An 18,532-nucleotide genomic window follows, 5' to 3' on the forward strand; every position below is an offset into this window, starting at 1 on the left:
ATGGATGCTTGGCCCCGCTGTCTGGAACGTCTCGAAGCCGAATTCCCGCCCGAAGATGTCCACACCTGGTTGAAACCCCTGCAAGCCGAAGATCGCGGCGACAGCATCGTGCTGTACGCCCCGAACGCCTTCATCGTCGACCAGGTCCGCGAACGCTACCTGCCCCGCATCCGCGAGTTGCTGGCCTATTTCGCCGGCAACGGCGAGGTGGCGCTGGCGGTGGGGTCGCGACCGCGTGCGCCGGAACCGCTGCCCACACCGGCGGCGGCGCCCAGTGCGCCGGTCGCCGCGCCGATCGTGCCGTTCGCCGGCAATCTCGATTCGCACTACACCTTCGCCAACTTCGTGGAAGGCCGCAGCAACCAGCTTGGGCTGGCGGCAGCGATCCAGGCCGCGCAAAAGCCCGGCGACCGTGCGCATAACCCGCTGCTGCTGTACGGCAGCACCGGCCTGGGCAAGACCCACTTGATGTTCGCGGCCGGCAACGCGCTGCGCCAGGCCAACCCGGCCGCCAAGGTGATGTACCTGCGCTCGGAGCAGTTCTTCAGTGCCATGATCCGGGCGCTGCAGGACAAGGCGATGGACCAGTTCAAGCGCCAGTTCCAGCAGATCGATGCGCTGCTGATCGACGACATCCAGTTCTTCGCGGGCAAGGACCGCACGCAGGAGGAGTTCTTCCACACCTTCAACGCGCTGTTCGACGGCCGCCAGCAGATCATCCTGACCTGCGACCGCTACCCGCGTGAGGTCGAGGGCCTGGAACCGCGGCTCAAGTCGCGCCTGGCCTGGGGCCTGTCGGTGGCGATCGACCCGCCGGATTTCGAGACCCGCGCGGCGATCGTGCTGGCCAAGGCACGCGAGCGCGGCGCCGATATTCCGGACGACGTCGCGTTCCTGATCGCCAAGAAGATGCGTTCGAACGTGCGCGACCTCGAAGGGGCGCTCAATACGCTGGTGGCGCGGGCCAATTTCACCGGGCGGGCGATCACGGTGGAATTCGCCCAGGAGACGCTGCGCGACCTGCTGCGCGCGCAGCAACAGGCCATCGGCATCCCCAACATCCAGAAGACCGTGGCCGACTACTACGGCTTGCAGATGAAGGACCTGCTCTCCAAGCGGCGCACCCGCTCGCTGGCGCGCCCGCGTCAGGTGGCGATGGCGCTGGCCAAGGAGCTCACCGAACACAGCCTGCCCGAGATCGGCGATGCCTTCGCCGGCCGCGACCACACCACCGTGCTGCATGCCTGTCGGCAGATCCGCACGCTGATGGAGGCCGACGGCAAGCTGCGCGAGGACTGGGAAAAGCTGATCCGCAAGCTCAGCGAATGAGGGTTCGAGGCCCTTTTCGGCACGCTTGGAAAAAAGCGTGGATCAGTTGGGGTCAAATGCGGGAGAATCTGTGGATAACGTTGCGCCGCGGTTGGTACGGAATACTATCCACAGGTTTTACCGCGCCACCAGGGGCAGTAGTCCAACGGCTTTCGGGTGCTGAAATTCCTTTAAGAACAAGACGTTATGGTGGTTATCCGCTGAAAACGGCCCTACCATCACCACCAAGCTTTTGATTTATCCATTTATTTTTAAAGCATAGGGGCACGGAACCACATGCGTTTTACACTGCAGCGCGAAGCCTTCCTCAAACCGTTGGCCCAGGTGGTCAATGTGGTCGAACGCCGTCAAACCTTGCCGGTTCTGGCAAACCTGCTGGTGCAGGTGAAGGACGGTCAGGTGTCGTTGACCGGTACCGATCTGGAAGTGGAAATGATCTCGCGCACGATGGTGGAAGACGCGCAGGATGGCGAAACCACGATCCCGGCGCGCAAGCTGTTCGATATCTTGCGTGCCCTGCCAGACGGCAGCCGCGTCACCATCTCTCAGACCGGCGACAAGGTCACGGTGCAGGCAGGACGCAGCCGGTTCACGCTGGCCACCCTGCCTGCCAACGACTTCCCGTCTGTTGACGAAGTCGAAGCCACCGAACGCGTGGCCGTGCCGGAGGCGGGCCTGAAGGAACTGATCGAGCGCACGGCGTTCGCGATGGCGCAGCAGGACGTGCGCTATTACCTCAATGGCCTGCTGTTCGACCTGCGCGATGGTCTGCTGCGTTGCGTGGCGACCGATGGCCACCGCCTGGCCCTGTGCGAAACCGAGCTGGAGAAATCCGGTGGTGCCAAGCGCCAGATCATCGTGCCGCGCAAGGGCGTGACCGAGTTGCTGCGCCTGCTGGAAGCGGCAGACCGCGAGGTCGAGCTGGAAGTCGGTCGTAGCCATATCCGCGTCAAGCGCGGCGATGTCACCTTCACTTCCAAACTGATCGATGGCCGCTTCCCCGATTACGAGGCGGTGATTCCGATCGGCGCCGACCGCGAGGTCAAGGTGGATCGCGAAGCGCTGCGTGCCTCGCTGCAGCGTGCGGCGATTCTGTCGAACGAGAAGTACCGTGGCGTGCGCGTGGAGGTCTCGCCGGGTCAGCTCAAGATCAGCGCCCACAATCCCGAGCAGGAAGAGGCCCAGGAAGAGATCGAGGCAGACACCAAGGTCGACGACCTGGCCATAGGCTTCAACGTGAACTATCTGCTGGACGCCCTGTCCGCGCTGCGCGACGAGCACGTGGTCATCCAGCTGCGCGATGCGAATTCGTCTGCCTTGGTGCGTGAGGCCAGCAGCGAGAAATCGCGTCATGTGGTGATGCCGCTGCGCCTCTGACCTTGCGTTCCACGTGGAACACGGAAAGCCCGGCGAAAGCCGGGCTTTTTCGTGGGCGAAGTTCCACTGACGAAGCCGAGCCTTGGATAAAGCAGGACGTCCTGGGAGCGAAAGGGGGCGGCAGTCGTGCATCGATAGTCCCAAGCGTCAGTGGCTCGATGTTGGGGCATACCCGGGGCACATCTCTTGTGACGATAAGCGCTCCCGGCGCGCGGTGTCGACGGACGACAGGCAACAACGGTTGTCTGGGCGAGCTACCGCAGACAGATGCTTGGCTGCAGTGCGGAGTATCGCTGTTGCGGTACGCAACGATGAGATACGCCGGCAAAGACCACGCTCCTCGGAGCAGTGGTCTACATTGAATGCTCTGGATGAATGGAGCTTTTCGCTAGTCTCCGACCCCTATCGCACCGCATGCCTGAAAAGCTGCCAGTAAAAACACACCAAAGAGACCAAGTCTCACATATCGACTTACCAGTGCTCGATCCGTCAACATCAAATGAGATGGGGTGCTGGTCGAGCTCAACCAGCAGGTCTCATAGGTGCGAGAGACAAGTCCGCCGACCTCATCTCTGCTCTCGTCGCTCTTACTTCAGGTTGAAGTCCCTGACTTGCAGCCTGCTCCACCCTCAAGGAGCTGCAAGTTTTGACTTATGCACATCTGCTTTTGCTTTTAAATCTATAAATAACTTAAGAGCTTTGTAGTGATGGTAGGAGCAGATTTCGCCGAAAAGTAGGTTAAGTGTCTGTTTTAGATCGACTTTAATGGCTCGAAACCCTGTGTTTTAAGGCCTGTTTTCAGCCTGATAGCTTGTGGACAAGTCTTTCCAGGGTCTCCATCCGCTTTTTTGTCCCCAAGTTATCCCCAGGCTACGGCCTGCCAGGTTTCGAAGCTGACTGCGCGCACGCCGCTCAATCACGTATCCTCCGCTGCGACCGGAAACGCCGGATCACAGCCCGGAGTACCCCGATCGATGCACGTAGTGCGGTTGTCCATCCATCGACTGCGTCGATTCGAGACAGTGGAGCTCTATCCTGCCGGCGCGCTGAACCTGCTGACGGGTGACAACGGCGCAGGCAAGACCAGCGTGCTTGAGGCACTGCACCTGATGGCCTATGGCCGTAGCTTCCGCGGCCGGGTGCGCGATGGATTGATCCAGCAGGGCGCCAACGAGCTCGAGGTCTTCGTGGAATGGCGCGAGGGCAGCGGCACCGCACTGGCCCGCACGCGGCGCGCTGGCCTTCGCCATAGTGGGCAGGAATGGACGGGGCGGCTCGACGGAGAGGATGTCGCCCAGCTTGGGACCCTTTGCGCGGCGCTTGCCGTGGTGACATTCGAGCCGGGGAGCCATGTCCTGATCAGCGGTGGGGGCGAACCGCGTCGGCGCTTCCTGGATTGGGGCTTGTTCCACGTGGAACCTGACTTCCTGGCGCTATGGCGTCGCTATGCGCGTGCACTCAAGCAGCGCAATGCCCTGCTCAAGCAGGGGGCGCAGCCCAGGATGCTGGATGCCTGGGACCATGAGCTTGCCGAGTCGGGAGAAACACTTACCTCCAGGCGACTGCGCTACCTCGAACGACTGCAGGAGTGCCTGATCCCGGTCGCCACCGCCATCGCACCCTCCCTGGGGCTGTCTGCGTTGAGTTTCGCCCCGGGGTGGAAACGTCACGAGGTGTCGCTGGCAGATGCCTTACTGCTGGCACGCGAGCGCGATCGCCAGAACGGCTATACCTCGCAGGGGCCGCACCGCGCCGACTGGGCGCCGCAGTTCGCTATGCTTCCCGGCAAGGATGCGCTGTCGCGGGGCCAGGCCAAGCTAACTGCTCTTGCCTGCCTGCTCGCCCAGGCGGAAGACTTTGCCCGAGAGCGCGGCGAATGGCCGGTGATTGCGCTGGATGACCTTGGGTCCGAGCTGGACCGTCATCACCAGGCCAGGGTGCTGCAGCGACTGGCGCAGGCCCCGGCGCAGGTTCTGATCACGGCGACCGAGACGCCGCCAGGGCTGGCCGACGCCGGCGGGTTACTGCACCGGTTCCACGTGGAACACGGCTCGCTCATCCAGCAGGCAGCCTTGTCGTGAGCCCAACGGCCGATGCGGGCCGACTGGTATAATTTCAGCGCTAATCCCCCTTTTCCCACGGTGCGAAGCGGCTGCCGCCGTCTGCGCCCGTGTTGTGGAGCCAACGGCACGCGCATGACCGACGAACAGAACACCCCGACGACCCCCAACGGCACTTACGACTCCAGCAAGATCACCGTGCTGCGAGGCCTGGAAGCCGTCCGCAAGCGGCCCGGCATGTACATCGGCGATGTCCATGACGGCACCGGCCTGCACCATATGGTCTTCGAGGTGGTCGACAACTCGGTCGACGAGGCCCTGGCCGGCCACGCCGACGACATCGTGGTGAAGATCCTGGTCGACGGCTCGGTGTCTGTGTCCGACAACGGCCGCGGCGTGCCGGTCGACATCCACAAGGAAGAAGGCGTGTCCGCGGCCGAGGTCATCCTCACCGTGCTGCACGCCGGCGGCAAGTTCGACGACAACAGCTACAAGGTGTCCGGCGGCCTGCACGGCGTGGGCGTGTCGGTAGTCAACGCGTTGTCCGAACACCTGTGGCTGGATATCTGGCGCGACGGCTTCCACTACCAGCAGGAATACGCGCTGGGCGAGCCGCAGTACCCGCTCAAGCAGCTGGAGGCCTCGACCAAGCGCGGTACCACGCTGCGCTTCAAGCCCGCGGTGGAAATCTTCAGCGACGTCGAGTTCCACTACGACATCCTGGCCCGCCGCCTGCGCGAGCTGTCTTTCCTCAACTCCGGCGTCAGGATCACCCTGATCGATGAGCGTGGTGAAGGCCGGCGTGACGATTTCCACTACGAAGGCGGCATCCGCAGCTTCGTGGAGCATCTGGCCCAGCTCAAGACCCCGCTGCACCCGAACGTGATTTCGGTCACCGGCGAGCACAACGGCATCGTGGTGGACGTGGCCCTGCAATGGACCGACGCCTACCAGGAAACCATGTACTGCTTCACCAACAACATCCCGCAAAAGGACGGCGGCACCCACCTGGCGGGCTTCCGTGGTGCGCTGACCCGGGTGTTGAGCACCTACATCGAGCAGAACGGTATCGCCAAGCAGGCCAAGGTCTCGCTGACCGGCGACGACATGCGCGAAGGCATGATCGCCGTGCTGTCGGTCAAGGTGCCCGACCCCAGCTTCTCCTCGCAGACCAAGGAAAAGCTGGTCAGCTCGGACGTGCGTCCGGCGGTGGAAAACGCCTTCGGCGCGCGCCTGCAGGAGTTCCTGCAGGAGAACCCGAACGAAGCCAAGGCCATCACCGGCAAGATCGTCGATGCCGCGCGTGCGCGCGAGGCCGCGCGCAAGGCGCGCGACCTGACCCGCCGCAAGGGCGCGCTGGACATCGCCGGCCTGCCCGGCAAGCTGGCCGACTGCCAGGAAAAGGATCCGGCGCTGTCGGAACTGTTCATCGTCGAGGGTGACTCGGCAGGCGGCTCGGCCAAGCAGGGCCGTAACCGCAAGAACCAGGCGGTGCTGCCGCTGCGCGGCAAGATCCTCAACGTCGAACGCGCCCGCTTCGATCGCATGCTGGCCTCCGACCAGGTCGGCACGCTGATCACCGCGCTGGGCACCGGTATCGGTCGCGACGAGTACAACCCGGACAAGCTGCGTTACCACCGCATCATCCTGATGACCGACGCCGACGTGGACGGCTCGCACATCCGTACCCTGCTGCTGACCTTCTTCTACCGGCAGATGCCGGAGCTGATCGAGCGCGGCTACATATACATCGGTCTGCCGCCGCTGTACAAACTCAAGCAGGGCAAGAGCGAGCTGTACCTCAAGGACGATGCCGCGCTCAATGCCTACCTGGCCAGCAGTGCGGTGGAGGGTGCGGCGCTGATTCCGGCAGCCGACGAACCGCCGATCACCGGCGAGGCGCTGGAAAAACTGTTGCTGCTGTTCGCTGGTGCCAACGATGCGATCGCCCGCAATGCGCACCGCTACGATCCCGCCCTGCTCACCGCGCTGATCGACCTGCCGCCACTGGACGTGGCCCAGCTGCAGGCCGAAGGCGACGTCCACCCCACCCTGGATGCGCTGCAGGCCGTGCTCAATCGCGGCACCCTGGGCACGCCGCGCTACCAGCTGCGCTTCGACCCGGCCACCGAGAACACCGCGGCGACGCTGGTGGCGATTCGTCGTCACATGGGCGAGGAATTCACCCAGGTGCTGCCGATGGGCGCATTCGAAAGCGGCGAGCTGCGTCCGCTGCGCGAGGTGGCGCTGGCGCTGCACGGTCTGGTCCGCGAGGGCGCGCAGATCGTGCGCGGCAACAAATCCCACCCCATCACCAGCTTCGGCCAGGCCCATGCCTGGCTGCTGGAAGAGGCCAAGAAGGGCCGCCAGGTGCAGCGCTTCAAGGGCCTGGGCGAAATGAACGCCGAGCAGCTGTGGGAGACCACGGTCAACCCGAACACGCGCCGGCTGTTGCAGGTGCGCATCGAGGATGCGGTGGCCGCCGACCAGATCTTCAGCACCCTGATGGGCGATGTGGTGGAACCGCGCCGCGACTTCATCGAGGACAACGCGCTGAAGGTCTCCAACCTGGATATCTGAGCCGCCGTTGTCGGACCGGCGCAGCGCCATGGTGCTGTGTCGGCGATACGGCGTTCGCAGGACGACGATGCGCACAGATCTCCCCCATTCCCCGGCGCAGCCCGGTGCCGCTGGCAAGCCGCCGCTGCTGCCGGTGCTGCTCGGGTTCGGCATCGATGCACTGATCGCCATCGGTCTGTTGCTGAGCCTGAGCGTGGCCGGTTTCGCGTTATGGGGCGCGTTCCGCGGCATCGCCCACGTACAGGCGGCCAAGGCGCAGGGCCTGACGCCCTCGCCCGCCGAGGTCATGGCCGCGATCGGCCAACCCGGGGTGATGGTGCAATTGCTCACCGCCCTGGTCAGCACCGCCACCCCGGCAGTGCTGCTGTATTACTGGCGCCGCCGCGCAAGCGCGCGCGAGCAGGCCGACTCGCGCGCGGCAGTGAGGCGGACTTCCACCTGGGGCTGGACAGCATTGGTCGCGGCGGCGGTCTTCCTGCTCAGCAACCTGGTCAGCGTGGCGGCCTCGGCGCTGGGCATCAAGCCGGTGCCGACCAACCTGCCGCTGATGGAAGAGGCGATCGAGCAATGGCCACTGGCGCTGACGGTCTTTGCGGTGCTGATCGCGCCGGCGTACGAAGAACTGCTGTTCCGGCGGGTGCTGTTCGGCCGCCTGCTGGCCGCCGGCCGCCCCTGGCTGGGTGTGGTGCTCAGCGGCGTGTTGTTCGCATTGGTGCATGAGGTGCCCGGCATCAGCGGCAATGGCGCGGCCGCCATCGTCCAGCTATGGCTGGTCTACGGCAGCATGGGTGCGGCATTTGCCTGGTTGTACTGGCGCACCGGCACCTTGTGGGCGCCCATCGCCGCCCATGGCATCAACAATGCCACCGCCCTGGCTGCGCTGTATTTCTTCGGCTTCGGCTAAGAGCAGCCAGCAGACCTACTGCGCGGCCCCTAGGCGGGCGCGGTCGTGCCCGGAATCGGTATGTAGCACTCGTACATCCCGGTTCCTCCGCGCCATCTGTATCCACCTGACGACCGCTCGCCATGTTTCTTGGGCGCTGCAAGCGTGGCGGACAGGCCGCGCAACCGCCTCGCGGGTGCGGACGGGGCCCGGACATGCTGAGCACTGGTCGCCGTTACGGGACCTGTGCGTCATCCACATGATCTCCGGCAATCGACCGCTGCGCTCTCCTCGCCACCAGTCAGCCCGACATCGCCTGAGCCGCTCTCTGACCGTCCTGCGCAGGCAGCTGCATCGCCTGCGCGCGCCGCTTCCAGCGCAGCAACGGTATGCGCGGCCTGCACTTGGCTATGTTTTTACGGGTAATCCAGCTCGCTTGACGAAAAGTTAAGACGAGCCTGCCAAAATGGCCCGCAGGGTTACAGGGGGATCCAATGAAAGCCAAGCGGTTGATCGTTATTGCCGTGCTCGCATTGACGGCGTGTGCCACCACGACCTCGCCGACCGGGCGTCGCCAGGTGGTGGGAGGCGTGTCGCAGGAACAGCTTGACCAGTTGGGTGCGCAGTCGTTTGCGCAGACCAAGGCCAAGGAGAAGGTCAGCACCGACGGCCGGCAGAACGCCTACGTCCAATGCGTGGTCAATGCGCTGGTGGCGCAATTGCCGCCGCAGTGGCGTGAGACCAAATGGGAGACCGCGCTGTTCGTCGATGACGAAGCCAATGCGTTCGCCCTGCCCGGCGGCAAGGTCGGCGTCAATACCGGCATCTTCACCGTGGCCAAGACCCAGGACCAACTGGCGGCCGTGCTGGGGCATGAAATCGGCCACGTGATTTCGCGGCATCACGAAGAACGCATCACCCGCCAGCTCGGCGCGCAGACCGGGCTTGGGATCATCGGTGCCCTGGCCGGTGCGGCGTACGGCGACGGTGCGGCCAGTGCGGTCAACCAAGTCGGCGGCATGACGGCTCAGACAGTGTTCCTATTACCCGGCTCGCGCACCCAGGAAAGCGAGGCTGACGTCGTCGGGCAGCGATTGATGGCCCAGGCCGGGTTCGATCCGGCCCAGGCGGTCAACCTGTGGCAGAACATGATGGCCGCCAGTGGCAACCGTCAGCCGCAGTGGCTGTCCACGCACCCCGATCCGGCCAACCGCATCCGCGAGCTGCAGGCCGACGTCAATCAGCTAGAGCCCGTCTACCAGCAGGCCCAGCAAGCTGGGCGCAAGCCGAAGTGCGGCTGATCGCGCGACCCGGCCGGACGTCCCGGCAGGATCCATGCAATCAACGGTGCGAAGCGTGCCGCGTCGGGCCGAGCGCCCTGCCGCAGCCATGCGCGCCCTGCCGATGACGTCGCGTTAGCCGCCCTAAGCAGAGGCCGTTCATCCGGTTTGTCGCAACACAGCATGGAAACCGTTTTCGGGAACTGGGACTTTCTGCTAAGTTTGCCGGCTCAGATTTTTCGTACAGCTTCCATTCCGCTTTTCGTACCGCCCGACGGCGGCTCGTCCGAGGTGAAACATGAAACTGCTCAACCGCAAGCAAGCCCTGTTGTCCCTGTTCATCGCAGCGTCCCTGGGCGGGGCTGTCATCACCGACGCGGTCGCACAGTCGGACCGCTCGTCCGAGCGCGCCAGCCGCAAATCCAAGAACAGCGGCAAGGCCGAAGAGCTGTACCCGCAGTCCACCCGCCAGGCGCCGACGATCAAGCCCTCGTCCAAGCTCAGCAGCAAGCTGCAGAAGCTGATCGAAACCTTCAACAAGGGCGAAGATTACGCCGCCGTGCGCAGCCAAGCCGATGAAATCCTCGCCAATGGCGCGGCAAACGAAGCCGACAAGGCGCTCGCTGCGCAACTCGCTGCGCAGGCCGCCTACAACCTGGACGACACCGCAGGCGCCAAGAAGTACCTGCAGCAGGCCATCGGCCTGAATGCGCTGGACAACAACGGCCAGTTCCAGTCGATGCTGATGCTGGCCCAGCTGCAGATGCAGGACGACCAGCAGGCCGAGGGTCTGGCCACGCTGGACAAGTATCTGGAAGAGAGCAAGTCGCAGCGGCCGGAAGACCTGATCCTCAAGGGCCAGGCGCTGTACCAGGCCGAGCGCTACAAGGAAGCGATCCCGATCCTGAAGCAGGCCATCGCCGCCTCGCCCGAGCCCAAGGACAGCTGGAACCAGTTGCTGATGGCGTCCTACGCCGAAGCCGGCCAGACCGGCGAAGCGGTCGCCGCCGCCGAAGCCCTGGCCGCCAAGACGCCCAACGACAAGAAGGCCCAGCTCAATCTGGCCAGCATGTACATGCAGGCCGATCAGATGGACAAGGCTGCGGGCGTGATGGACAAGCTGCGCGCCGCCGGGCAGTTGACCGAGGAGAAGGAATACAAGCAGCTGTATTCGATCTACGCCAACACCGAGAACAAGGAAAAGGACGTCATCGCGGTGATCAATGAGGGTATGCAAAAAGGCATCCTCAAGCCCGATTATCAGACATACCTCGCACTGGCGCAGTCGTACTACTACAGCGAGGACGTGCCGAAGGCGATCGAGAACTGGCAGAAGGCCGCACCGCTTTCCAAGGACGGCGAGACCTACCTGAATCTGGCCAAGGTGCTGCATTCGGAAGGTCGCATCCCGGAGGCCAAGCAGGCCGCCCAGCAGGCGATCGCCAAGGGCGTCAAGAAACCCGAAGACGCCAAGAAGATCATCAACCTGAAGTAAAAAAGAAAATAAACCCCCGAAATCCCTGTGTTTTTAGTGGTTACAGGACTCGGGATTGGTATAAGCTTGGGAGTTCCTGCGGTGTCAAAGCCGTCCGAAAACCTGGGGATCATCACAGTGATCCGGGCCCCCACTGAAAGAGCCATTGGCGCATGACGGAACAACTCGTTATCCACAGGCATGACTATGATGCCGGGAACCAGGGTCTGAGCTGGGCCCGCATTATCGGTATTGCTTTTGTAATTGCCCTGCACCTCACTGCACTGATGATGTTGCTGATCCCTGCAGTGGCGCCGAAGGCTCCGGCAGAGAAGGAGCGCACCACCATGGTCACCCTGGTGGATGCACCGCCTCCTCCCCCGCCGCCGCCGCCGCCGCCGCCGCCGGAAGACAAGCCGCCACCGCCGGTCAAGAATCTGTCGCCGCCGAAGCCGTCACCGGTTCCGCCGCCGCCGGAAGCGCCGGTCGTCGATGTTCCCGAACCGCGTCCCAGCGATATCGTCACGCCGCCGAGCCCGCCGGCTCCGCCGCAACCGCCGAGTGACATCGGCGCCAGTGTCGATATCTCGTCCAAGAACATGAACCCGCCGAAGTACCCGCCGGCAGCATTCCGTGCCGGCGTCCAGGGCGAGGTCATCCTGATCGTGGATGTGGACGCCAACGGCAACGTGACCAACGTGTCGGTCGAAAAGTCCAGCCGCAACCGCGACCTTGACCGTGCCGCGATGGACGCAGCACGCAAGTGGAAGTTCAACGCCTCCACCGTCAACGGGCAGAAAGCCGCCGGACGCGTCCGCGTCCCGGTCAACTTTGCTCTGAACTGATCCCACGGGCCGGCTTCGGCTGGCCCAGGATCCTGTCTTCCTTTCGCTCCACCCTTCATCACCACACACAACAAAGGTAAGCGTCATGCTGCAGGAATTCTTTATCGCCGCCGCTGCAGGGGGCTCCAATCCGTCGGCCGCTCTGTCGCAGATGGGCTTCGAGCACTTGATCACCGAAATGACCTCCAGCCCCGGCGACTTCGCCGTGTCCTGGGTCGTGCTGATCACCCTGATCGCCATGTCCGCTGCCTCTTGGTACTGGACCGTCATCAACATCTTCCGTGCCACCCGCCTGAAGAGCGCGGCTGACCGCGTGACCACCGCGTTCTGGGATGCCCCGAATGCACAGGACGCCATCCGCGCCATGGAAGAACAGCCGGCTTCCGAGCCGTTCTCCAAGATCGCACTGGACGCTGCCCAGGCAGCTGCCCACCACCAGCGCGCCGAAGGCAACACCGGTGGCCTGGGCGAGAGCCTGAGCCGTTCGGAATTCGTCGATCGCGCCCTGCGTCAGGCCGTGACCCGCGAAAGCACCAAGCTGCAGTCGGGCATGACCCTGCTGGCCACCGTCGGTGCGACCGCTCCGTTCGTCGGCCTGCTCGGTACGGTGTGGGGCATCTACGGCGCGCTGATCAAGATCGGTGCGACCGGTTCGGCCTCGATCGACGCCGTTGCCGGCCCGGTGGGTGAAGCGCTGATCATGACCGCGATCGGTCTGTTCGTCGCCATCCCGGCCGTGTTCGCCTTCAACTTCTTCTCCAAGGTCAACAGCTCGGTGATCGCCAAGTTCGACACCTTTGCCCATGACCTGCACGACTTCTTCGCCACCGGTTCGCGGGTTCGCTAATCCGGTCGTCAAGAACGCCTTCGCAACGATTTAGACGGAGCCCGTTATGGCCTTCAGTAGTGGAAACAGCGGCGGCCCGATGGCCGACATCAATGTGACGCCCCTGGTGGACGTCATGCTGGTGCTGCTGATCATCTTCATCATTACGGCGCCGCTGATGTCCCACAAGGTCAAGGTGGAGCTGCCAGAGGCCAACTTGATCCAGAAGGAAGATGCGGAGAAACGCGCCGCGCCGATCACCCTGGCCGTCAAGGAAGACGGGTCGCTGTACTGGAACGACGAGCCGATTTCCAAGGAAGCCCTGGAATCGCGCCTGTCCACCGCCGCACAGCAGACCCCGCAACCGCCGCTCAACCTGCGCGGCGACCGCACTACCAAGATGCGTACGATCAACGAGATCACCAAGATCGCGCAGGGTCAGGGCATGCTGGACGTCGGTTTTGTTGCAACCAAAGTCAAGGGGCAATAAGCCATGGCATTTAGTACTGGTGGAGGCCGTGGGCCGATGGCCGACATCAACGTCACGCCCCTGGTGGACGTGATGCTGGTGCTGCTGATCATCTTCATCGTGACCGCGCCGATCATGACCTACCCGATCGCCGTGGACCTGCCGCAGCGGGTACTCAACCCGCCACCGCAGACGACCGAACCGCCGCCGCCGATCGAGCTGCGTATCGACGCCAGCAACCAGGTGTTCTGGAACAACAGTCCGACACCGGTCGATCAGCTGCAGCAGAAGATGGAAGAAGTGGTCCAGGCCGATCCGACCAATCAGCCGGAACTGCGCATCGACGCCAACGAAGATGCCGAGTACGACGTGATGGCCAAGGTGCTGGCCGCTGCGAAGAACTCGCAGATGAAGAAAATCGGCTTCATGCAGCAGTAAACGTATCTGTACGACCGCAACACCACAGTCATGACGCGACTGCAACGCCACCGGAAACGGTGGCGTTTTTTTCTGCGTGCCACGGTCCGCTGACGCGCTTTCGATCGCACGAAAGCACGTCAGCACCGCGCCTCTTCGACCCGCCGACAAGCCGCTCTACCAAGTGGTTATGGCAGGTGTATGCTCGCTCGAGCAGTACCCACGATCACAGAACCGGAGGCAGTCATGGCTTTCAGTACGACAGGGACTCGGGGACCGTTGGCCGACATCAACGTCACGCCGCTGGTGGATGTCATGTTGGTGCTGTTGATCATCTTCATCGTGACCGCACCGATGGTGACGCGCACGATCGCGCTGGACCTGCCGCAAGCCAGCCGCCAGCCGCACACGCCACTGGAACCGCCTGCACCCATCGCCTTGCGCCTGGATGCCGATGGCCAGCTGTTCTGGAACGCCAGCCCGGTGAGCCTGCAGGCGCTGCAGTCGCGATTGACCGAACAGATGCGCGAAAGGGCCGGCAATCAGCCCGAGCTGCGCATCAGCGCCAACCCGGATGCCGAGTATGCAACCCTGGCGAAGGTGCTCGCCGCGGCCAAGAACGCCCAGGTGCAACGCATCGCGTTCGTGCAATAGTCCCGCAGTCGCAGCGCGGTCGCTGCATCACGGCAGCGACTGCGTTGGTCGTAGGCGTCGCAGCGGCCGTGGCCGCGGGCCGGGCCACCGCCATCTGGCCGCAACCCGCACCTCATCTCCAGGCCTGTGGGTCCGGGTGCTGCCGTTCGCTCATCTGTGCCGCGCCAATGCCCGCTGCGAGCGCCGCTGCGCCGCTGCACGCGACACCGCGGCGCGACCAGGCGAGCGCACTTGCCGGCATGCGCTGCATTGTCCGTCGACCTAGGTGGCGCGATGACGGCTACCGCGCGGAGCGCTGCGTTGGCCTGCCGCGATGGTTGGCCGGGCGTCAGCACAGCGCTCGTGCCCGGGCACGGTTGCTATGCCGGCGCGCCTGCCGTGTGCAGCAGGTGCACGTAGGCGCGGACTGTCGCGTCCAATCCCTGGTAGAGCGCTTCTCCGATCAAGGCGTGGCCGATCGAGACTTCCAGCACGCCCGGCACGCTGGCGAGAAAATCGCCAAGGTTGGCCTGCGACAGGTCATGGCCTGCATTGATCCCCAGGCCATGTGCTGCGGCGCGACGCGCGGCGTCCGCGAACCCGGCCAACGCATCGGCTGGCTGTCCGTCGGCATGCGCCTGTGCATAGGGGCCGGTATACAACTCGATGCGGTCCGCACCCAGCACCGCCGCCTCGCCGATCCGGGCATTGCCGGCATCGACGAACAGGCTGACGCGGCTGCCCAGTGCCTTGAAGGCGGCGATCAATTCGCCCAGCTGGGGGGTGTCCTGCGCGAAATCGAAGCCATGGTCGGAGGTGAGCTGGCCGTCGCTGTCGGGGACCAATGTCACCTGCTCCGGACGCGTGGCACGGCACAGCTCCAGCAACCCCGGGTAGCCGGGGCGTGGCGGCGCGAACGGATTGCCTTCGATATTGAATTCGACCCCGTGTTCGCGGGTCAGCGCACTCAGCGCCAGCACGTCGTCGGCGCGAACATGCCGCTGGTCCGGGCGCGGATGCACGGTGATGCCGTGCGCACCGGCGGCGATGCAGGCGCGTGCGGCCTCCACCACATCCGGGTCGCGGCCGCCGCGCGAATTGCGCAGCACGGCGATCTTGTTGACGTTGACGCTGAGCCGGGTGGTCACAGGTGCACTCAGGCCTGCGGCTCGCCGTCGCGCGCCGCGGCCGGTGCCGCCGCCTTGCGGGCCTCGGCCACTTCGCGCAGGCGGCGCAGCTCGGCCGGGTCGATCATGCTGCTGGTGTCGCGCTGGGTGTCGCCCATGCGCGAGGCAAACCAGCCGCGTGTCCACAGCAGCAACAGCACCAGCGCCACCAGCAGCGAGACCACCAGCAACCACACGTGCGGCGTGCTGAAGGCCAGCACCAGCGCACCTAGTGCCATAAGCAGAAACAGCCAGTGCATGACGAGCTCCCCATTGAGTGGCGGCAGTGTAGCGCTGCGCCCGGTCCGGTTCTACGTGGGGCGGGCGGTGTCAGAGCAGCGGCGACAATAGCCGCGCGAAGGCCTCGGGCAGGCGCGAGCGCCACAACGGGCGCAGGCGCACGAAGAGGACCTCCTGCGCGTGCTGCAGGTCGGTGCCGATCATGCCGGCCAGCTCGGCGGCCAACGCCTGGTCGCGGAACAGCATCGACAGTTCGAAATTGAGGCGGAAGCTGCGGCTGTCGAAATTGGCGCTGCCGACGATGCAGACCTCGTCGTCGGCCAGCAGCGCCTTGGTGTGCAGCATGCGCGGGCCGTACTCGTAGATGCGCACGCCGGCCTCCAGCAGCTCGTCGAAATACGAGCGTGCCGCGTAGGTGACCAGGCGCGAATCGCTGACCCGCGGCACCAGCAGGCGCACGTCCAGCCCGCCCAGCGCGGCCGAGGTCAGCGCCATCCGTGCGGCTTCGCCGGGTACGAAGTACGGGGTGACCAGCCAGACGCGATGCTTGGCCTCATGGATGGCGGCCACCATCAGCCGGTGGATCGCCTCCCATGACGAATCCGGCCCGGATACCAGCACCTGCGCATCGACCGTGCCCTGCGCGCGGGTGGGCACATCCTCCGGCCACAGCTGCTGGCCGTGGAAGGCAGCGCGGCCCTGGCCGGTGGCATACAGCCAGTCTTCCAGGAACACCAGCTGCAGGCTGCGCACCACGTGGCCCTGCAGGCGCACATGCAGGTCGCGGTAGGCATCGGCGCGCACCCGCTCGTTCTCCTCGTCGGTGACGTTGATGCCGCCGGTGAAACCGACCCGGCCGTCGACCACCACCAACTTGCGGTGAGTGCGCAGGTTGAGCCAGGGCCGCTTGAACGGCTTGAGGAACTGCGAGGGGTGAAACCAGGCGGTTTCCACGCCGGCCTCGCGCAGCGTGCGCAGGACGCGCCGGGTCATCGCCGAGGAGCCGATCGCATCCATCAGCAAGCGCACCTTGACCCCGGCGCGGGCGCGTTCCATCAGCGCATCGCAGATCGCGGTGCCGCTGTGGTCGGGCTGGAAGATGTAGTACTCCAGATGGATGTGGTCGCGTGCGTCGCGGATGGCCTCGATGATGGCGGCGTAGGTGGCCGCGCCATCCACCAGCCAATGGACTTCGGTGGCGGTGCTGGGTGCCAGGCCGGTGGTGGATTGGCCGATCTTGGCCAGCTCGGTGCAATCGGCATCCGGCGGGCACACGCTGCTGTAGCTCTCCATGCCCGAGCGCGAGCGGCCGCGGCGCAGACGCTGCCGCTTCACCTTCTGCGGGCCCAGCCAGTAATAGATCAGCAGCCCCAGGTACGGCAGTGCCGCCAGCGACAACACCCAGCTCAGCGTGGCCACTGGCTCGCGTTTCTGCAGCACGATCCAGCTGGCGATCCACAGCAGGTAGAGCACGTAGGCGGCCAGAAGGAGCGCTTCGAGATGGGGAAGGTTGGCCAGCCAATCCCAAGCGCCCTGTGCAAGTGCGGGCATGCGCGGATTCTACGGGGCGCACACGGTGTTGCGATGACCGTTGGCACCGACCTGGCGCCAGCAACGGTGCGAGCCAAGCTGCTGGCCTGTGCACTGCTGGGCGTCATCCGGTACCGCCGATGTCGACCCGGGAGGCGATTGCCGACAGCGTGCTTGGCACCCGCCTGGCACCGGACGCGCCGCACACACGAGTCAGAGCCGACGCCCATTCCGGCATCGCGGGTGGGCAGGACCCCACCCAGCAGGATCAGAACAGGGCCAGCTGCGGTGTCTGCGGCCTGGGTGCACGGAACTGGCTGGTATCGAGCCGTGGCAGCCGCCCGAAGCCAAGGCGTCGATACGCAATCGAAAAGCGTTGCGCGATCAGCTCCGCAAACGGGCCTTCGCCGACCATGCGCCGACCGAAGCGGCTGTCGTAGTCCTTGCCGCCACGCATCTGCTGGATCAGGCTCATGACGTGCCTGGCGCGATCCGGATAATGCAGCTCGAGCCATTCGCGCCACAGCTGGGTCAGCTCGTGTGGCAGGCGCAGCACCACATAGCCGGCCGAGCGCGCGCCATGCGCCCTGGCCGCTTCCAGAATGCGCTCAAGTTCGGTGTCGTTGATCATCGGAATCACTGGAGCCACCAGCACGCCCACCGGGACGCCGGCCTCGTGCAGGGCCCGCATTGCGCGCAGCCGTGCATGCGGCGCCGCGGCGCGCGGCTCCATCTTCGCCGCAAGGCGATTGTCGAGCGTGGTCACCGAGAAATACACCGACACCAGGTTGTGCTGGGCCATCTCGGCCAGCACATCGATGTCGCGTTCGATCAAGGCCGCCTTGGTCACGAAGCTGACCGGGTGCCGCGCCTCGGCCAGCACCTCCAGGCATTGCCGGGAAATCCCGCGGTGCCGTTCGGCCGGTTGATAGGCGTCGGTATTGATGCCCAGCGCGATCGGCGAGCACTGGTAGGAGGGGCGCGCGATCTCTGCGCGCAGCAGCGCCGCGGCATTGGGCTTGGCGAAGATCCGCGTCTCGAAATCCAGGCCGGGCGACAGATCCAGATAGGCGTGCGAGGGCCTGGCAAAGCAGTACACGCAGCCATGCTCACAGCCGCGATAAGGGTTCACCGACTGCGAGAAGCCGATGTCGGGCGAGTTGTTGCGGCTGATGATGCTGCGCGCAACCTCTTCCGTCACCACCGTCCTGGGACGTACGACGGTCTCGGCTTCCGCCTCCACCGTGCCCCAGCCATCATCGATCTCGGTGGCAGTGGTGACCGAGAAGCGACCGGGCACATAGGACGTGGTGCCGCGCCCCTTGATCACCGTCCGCGAGCTACGAACATCCCGATCGGCCCCGTCGCTAGCGCCCGCTTGAACATTCTTGGTAGGCATGCCGTTAGTATTAATGCTAACAAC

Annotated in this window: 16 protein-coding genes and 1 other RNA gene; 13 read left to right on the top strand and 4 right to left on the bottom strand. The window is 64.8% G+C overall.

From position 1 onward, the window contains the following. The 13 genes from dnaA (at nucleotide 1) to ACCQ05_RS00065 (ending at nucleotide 14,194) form a co-directional block, all read left to right on the top strand. Nucleotides 1-1,329 carry a chromosomal replication initiator protein DnaA gene (gene dnaA / locus ACCQ05_RS00005; RefSeq protein ID WP_104542981.1) on the top strand — a complete coding sequence of 443 codons (1,329 nt, stop codon included), beginning with the start codon at nucleotides 1-3 and terminating at the stop codon, nucleotides 1,327-1,329. A 276-nt stretch (nucleotides 1,330-1,605) separates the two neighbouring features. Then, the gene (dnaN, locus tag ACCQ05_RS00010; protein WP_064507855.1) at nucleotides 1,606-2,706 is read left to right on the top strand and encodes a DNA polymerase III subunit beta; all 1,101 of its coding nucleotides are present in this window, start codon (nucleotides 1,606-1,608) and stop codon (nucleotides 2,704-2,706) included. A 974-nt stretch (nucleotides 2,707-3,680) separates the two neighbouring features. After that, nucleotides 3,681-4,787 (top strand): DNA replication/repair protein RecF, encoded by a 1,107-nt coding sequence (gene recF, locus ACCQ05_RS00015; RefSeq protein WP_372394238.1) that lies wholly within the window; start codon nucleotides 3,681-3,683, stop codon nucleotides 4,785-4,787. A gap of 114 nt (nucleotides 4,788-4,901) precedes the next feature. Next, complete coding sequence (gene gyrB, locus ACCQ05_RS00020; protein WP_372392510.1) at nucleotides 4,902-7,346, top strand: DNA topoisomerase (ATP-hydrolyzing) subunit B; 2,445 nt, start codon at nucleotides 4,902-4,904, stop codon at nucleotides 7,344-7,346. Between the two features lie 67 nt (nucleotides 7,347-7,413). Then, on the top strand, nucleotides 7,414-8,250 hold the full coding sequence (locus ACCQ05_RS00025; protein WP_372392511.1) for a CPBP family intramembrane glutamic endopeptidase: 837 nt from the start codon (nucleotides 7,414-7,416) through the stop codon (nucleotides 8,248-8,250). A gap of 60 nt (nucleotides 8,251-8,310) precedes the next feature. Then, nucleotides 8,311-8,386: non-coding RNA, sX9 sRNA (locus ACCQ05_RS00030), on the top strand. A gap of 337 nt (nucleotides 8,387-8,723) precedes the next feature. After that, nucleotides 8,724-9,530: a M48 family metallopeptidase gene (locus ACCQ05_RS00035; RefSeq protein ID WP_228961739.1), complete on the top strand. Its 807-nt coding sequence runs from the start codon at nucleotides 8,724-8,726 to the stop codon at nucleotides 9,528-9,530. A 277-nt stretch (nucleotides 9,531-9,807) separates the two neighbouring features. Next, nucleotides 9,808-11,004, top strand: coding sequence for a tetratricopeptide repeat protein (locus ACCQ05_RS00040; protein WP_228961738.1), 1,197 nt, complete (start codon nucleotides 9,808-9,810; stop codon nucleotides 11,002-11,004). A 152-nt stretch (nucleotides 11,005-11,156) separates the two neighbouring features. Continuing rightward, complete coding sequence (locus ACCQ05_RS00045; RefSeq protein ID WP_046345197.1) at nucleotides 11,157-11,828, top strand: energy transducer TonB; 672 nt, start codon at nucleotides 11,157-11,159, stop codon at nucleotides 11,826-11,828. A gap of 85 nt (nucleotides 11,829-11,913) precedes the next feature. Further along, complete coding sequence (exbB, locus tag ACCQ05_RS00050; RefSeq protein WP_029218134.1) at nucleotides 11,914-12,675, top strand: TonB-system energizer ExbB; 762 nt, start codon at nucleotides 11,914-11,916, stop codon at nucleotides 12,673-12,675. Between the two features lie 46 nt (nucleotides 12,676-12,721). Then, nucleotides 12,722-13,144, top strand: a complete 423-nt coding sequence (locus ACCQ05_RS00055; protein ID WP_005912447.1) for an ExbD/TolR family protein — start codon at nucleotides 12,722-12,724, stop codon at nucleotides 13,142-13,144. 3 nt (nucleotides 13,145-13,147) lie between these two features. Continuing rightward, nucleotides 13,148-13,561 (top strand): ExbD/TolR family protein, encoded by a 414-nt coding sequence (locus ACCQ05_RS00060; RefSeq protein ID WP_104542995.1) that lies wholly within the window; start codon nucleotides 13,148-13,150, stop codon nucleotides 13,559-13,561. A 225-nt stretch (nucleotides 13,562-13,786) separates the two neighbouring features. Then, nucleotides 13,787-14,194 (top strand): ExbD/TolR family protein, encoded by a 408-nt coding sequence (locus ACCQ05_RS00065; RefSeq protein WP_372392512.1) that lies wholly within the window; start codon nucleotides 13,787-13,789, stop codon nucleotides 14,192-14,194. A 359-nt stretch (nucleotides 14,195-14,553) separates the two neighbouring features. On the opposite strand, the gene ACCQ05_RS00070 is transcribed toward ACCQ05_RS00065, so the two are convergent. The 4 genes from ACCQ05_RS00070 to ACCQ05_RS00085 all read right to left on the bottom strand — a co-directional run bounded on the left by ACCQ05_RS00070 (nucleotide 14,554) and on the right by ACCQ05_RS00085 (nucleotide 18,508). Beyond that, nucleotides 14,554-15,321, bottom strand: a complete 768-nt coding sequence (locus tag ACCQ05_RS00070; RefSeq protein ID WP_372392513.1) for a pyridoxine 5'-phosphate synthase — start codon at nucleotides 15,319-15,321, stop codon at nucleotides 14,554-14,556. A gap of 8 nt (nucleotides 15,322-15,329) precedes the next feature. Continuing rightward, nucleotides 15,330-15,599, bottom strand: a complete 270-nt coding sequence (locus ACCQ05_RS00075) for a hypothetical protein (RefSeq protein ID WP_372392514.1) — start codon at nucleotides 15,597-15,599, stop codon at nucleotides 15,330-15,332. A 70-nt stretch (nucleotides 15,600-15,669) separates the two neighbouring features. Continuing rightward, a complete protein-coding gene (cls, locus tag ACCQ05_RS00080) occupies nucleotides 15,670-17,130 on the bottom strand; it encodes a cardiolipin synthase (protein ID WP_372392515.1) in 1,461 nt (486 codons plus the stop codon). A gap of 247 nt (nucleotides 17,131-17,377) precedes the next feature. After that, nucleotides 17,378-18,508 (bottom strand): PA0069 family radical SAM protein, encoded by a 1,131-nt coding sequence (locus ACCQ05_RS00085; protein WP_372393851.1) that lies wholly within the window; start codon nucleotides 18,506-18,508, stop codon nucleotides 17,378-17,380. Between the last annotated feature and the right edge of the window lie 24 nt (nucleotides 18,509-18,532).

This window comes from Xanthomonas sp. NCPPB 3582 (genome assembly GCF_041475735.2).
GTDB classification, from domain to species: domain Bacteria; phylum Pseudomonadota; class Gammaproteobacteria; order Xanthomonadales; family Xanthomonadaceae; genus Xanthomonas; species Xanthomonas codiaei.

What these genes read in the sequence shown, in the direction of transcription:
- gyrB (WP_372392510.1), top strand. Translation starts at nt 4,902, where the DNA reads ATGACCGACGAACAGAACACCCCGACGACCCCCAACGGCACTTACGAC.
- ACCQ05_RS00040 (WP_228961738.1), top strand. Translation starts at nt 9,808, where the DNA reads ATGAAACTGCTCAACCGCAAGCAAGCCCTGTTGTCCCTGTTCATCGCA.
- recF (WP_372394238.1), top strand. Translation starts at nt 3,681, where the DNA reads ATGCACGTAGTGCGGTTGTCCATCCATCGACTGCGTCGATTCGAGACA.
- dnaN (WP_064507855.1), top strand. Translation starts at nt 1,606, where the DNA reads ATGCGTTTTACACTGCAGCGCGAAGCCTTCCTCAAACCGTTGGCCCAG.
- ACCQ05_RS00025 (WP_372392511.1), top strand. Translation starts at nt 7,414, where the DNA reads ATGCGCACAGATCTCCCCCATTCCCCGGCGCAGCCCGGTGCCGCTGGC.
- ACCQ05_RS00060 (WP_104542995.1), top strand. Translation starts at nt 13,148, where the DNA reads ATGGCATTTAGTACTGGTGGAGGCCGTGGGCCGATGGCCGACATCAAC.
- exbB (WP_029218134.1), top strand. Translation starts at nt 11,914, where the DNA reads ATGCTGCAGGAATTCTTTATCGCCGCCGCTGCAGGGGGCTCCAATCCG.
- dnaA (WP_104542981.1), top strand. Translation starts at nt 1, where the DNA reads ATGGATGCTTGGCCCCGCTGTCTGGAACGTCTCGAAGCCGAATTCCCG.
- ACCQ05_RS00055 (WP_005912447.1), top strand. Translation starts at nt 12,722, where the DNA reads ATGGCCTTCAGTAGTGGAAACAGCGGCGGCCCGATGGCCGACATCAAT.
- ACCQ05_RS00065 (WP_372392512.1), top strand. Translation starts at nt 13,787, where the DNA reads ATGGCTTTCAGTACGACAGGGACTCGGGGACCGTTGGCCGACATCAAC.
- ACCQ05_RS00045 (WP_046345197.1), top strand. Translation starts at nt 11,157, where the DNA reads ATGACGGAACAACTCGTTATCCACAGGCATGACTATGATGCCGGGAAC.
- ACCQ05_RS00035 (WP_228961739.1), top strand. Translation starts at nt 8,724, where the DNA reads ATGAAAGCCAAGCGGTTGATCGTTATTGCCGTGCTCGCATTGACGGCG.
- ACCQ05_RS00085 (WP_372393851.1), bottom strand. Translation starts at nt 18,508, where the DNA reads ATGCCTACCAAGAATGTTCAAGCGGGCGCTAGCGACGGGGCCGATCGG.
- cls (WP_372392515.1), bottom strand. Translation starts at nt 17,130, where the DNA reads ATGCCCGCACTTGCACAGGGCGCTTGGGATTGGCTGGCCAACCTTCCC.
- ACCQ05_RS00075 (WP_372392514.1), bottom strand. Translation starts at nt 15,599, where the DNA reads ATGCACTGGCTGTTTCTGCTTATGGCACTAGGTGCGCTGGTGCTGGCC.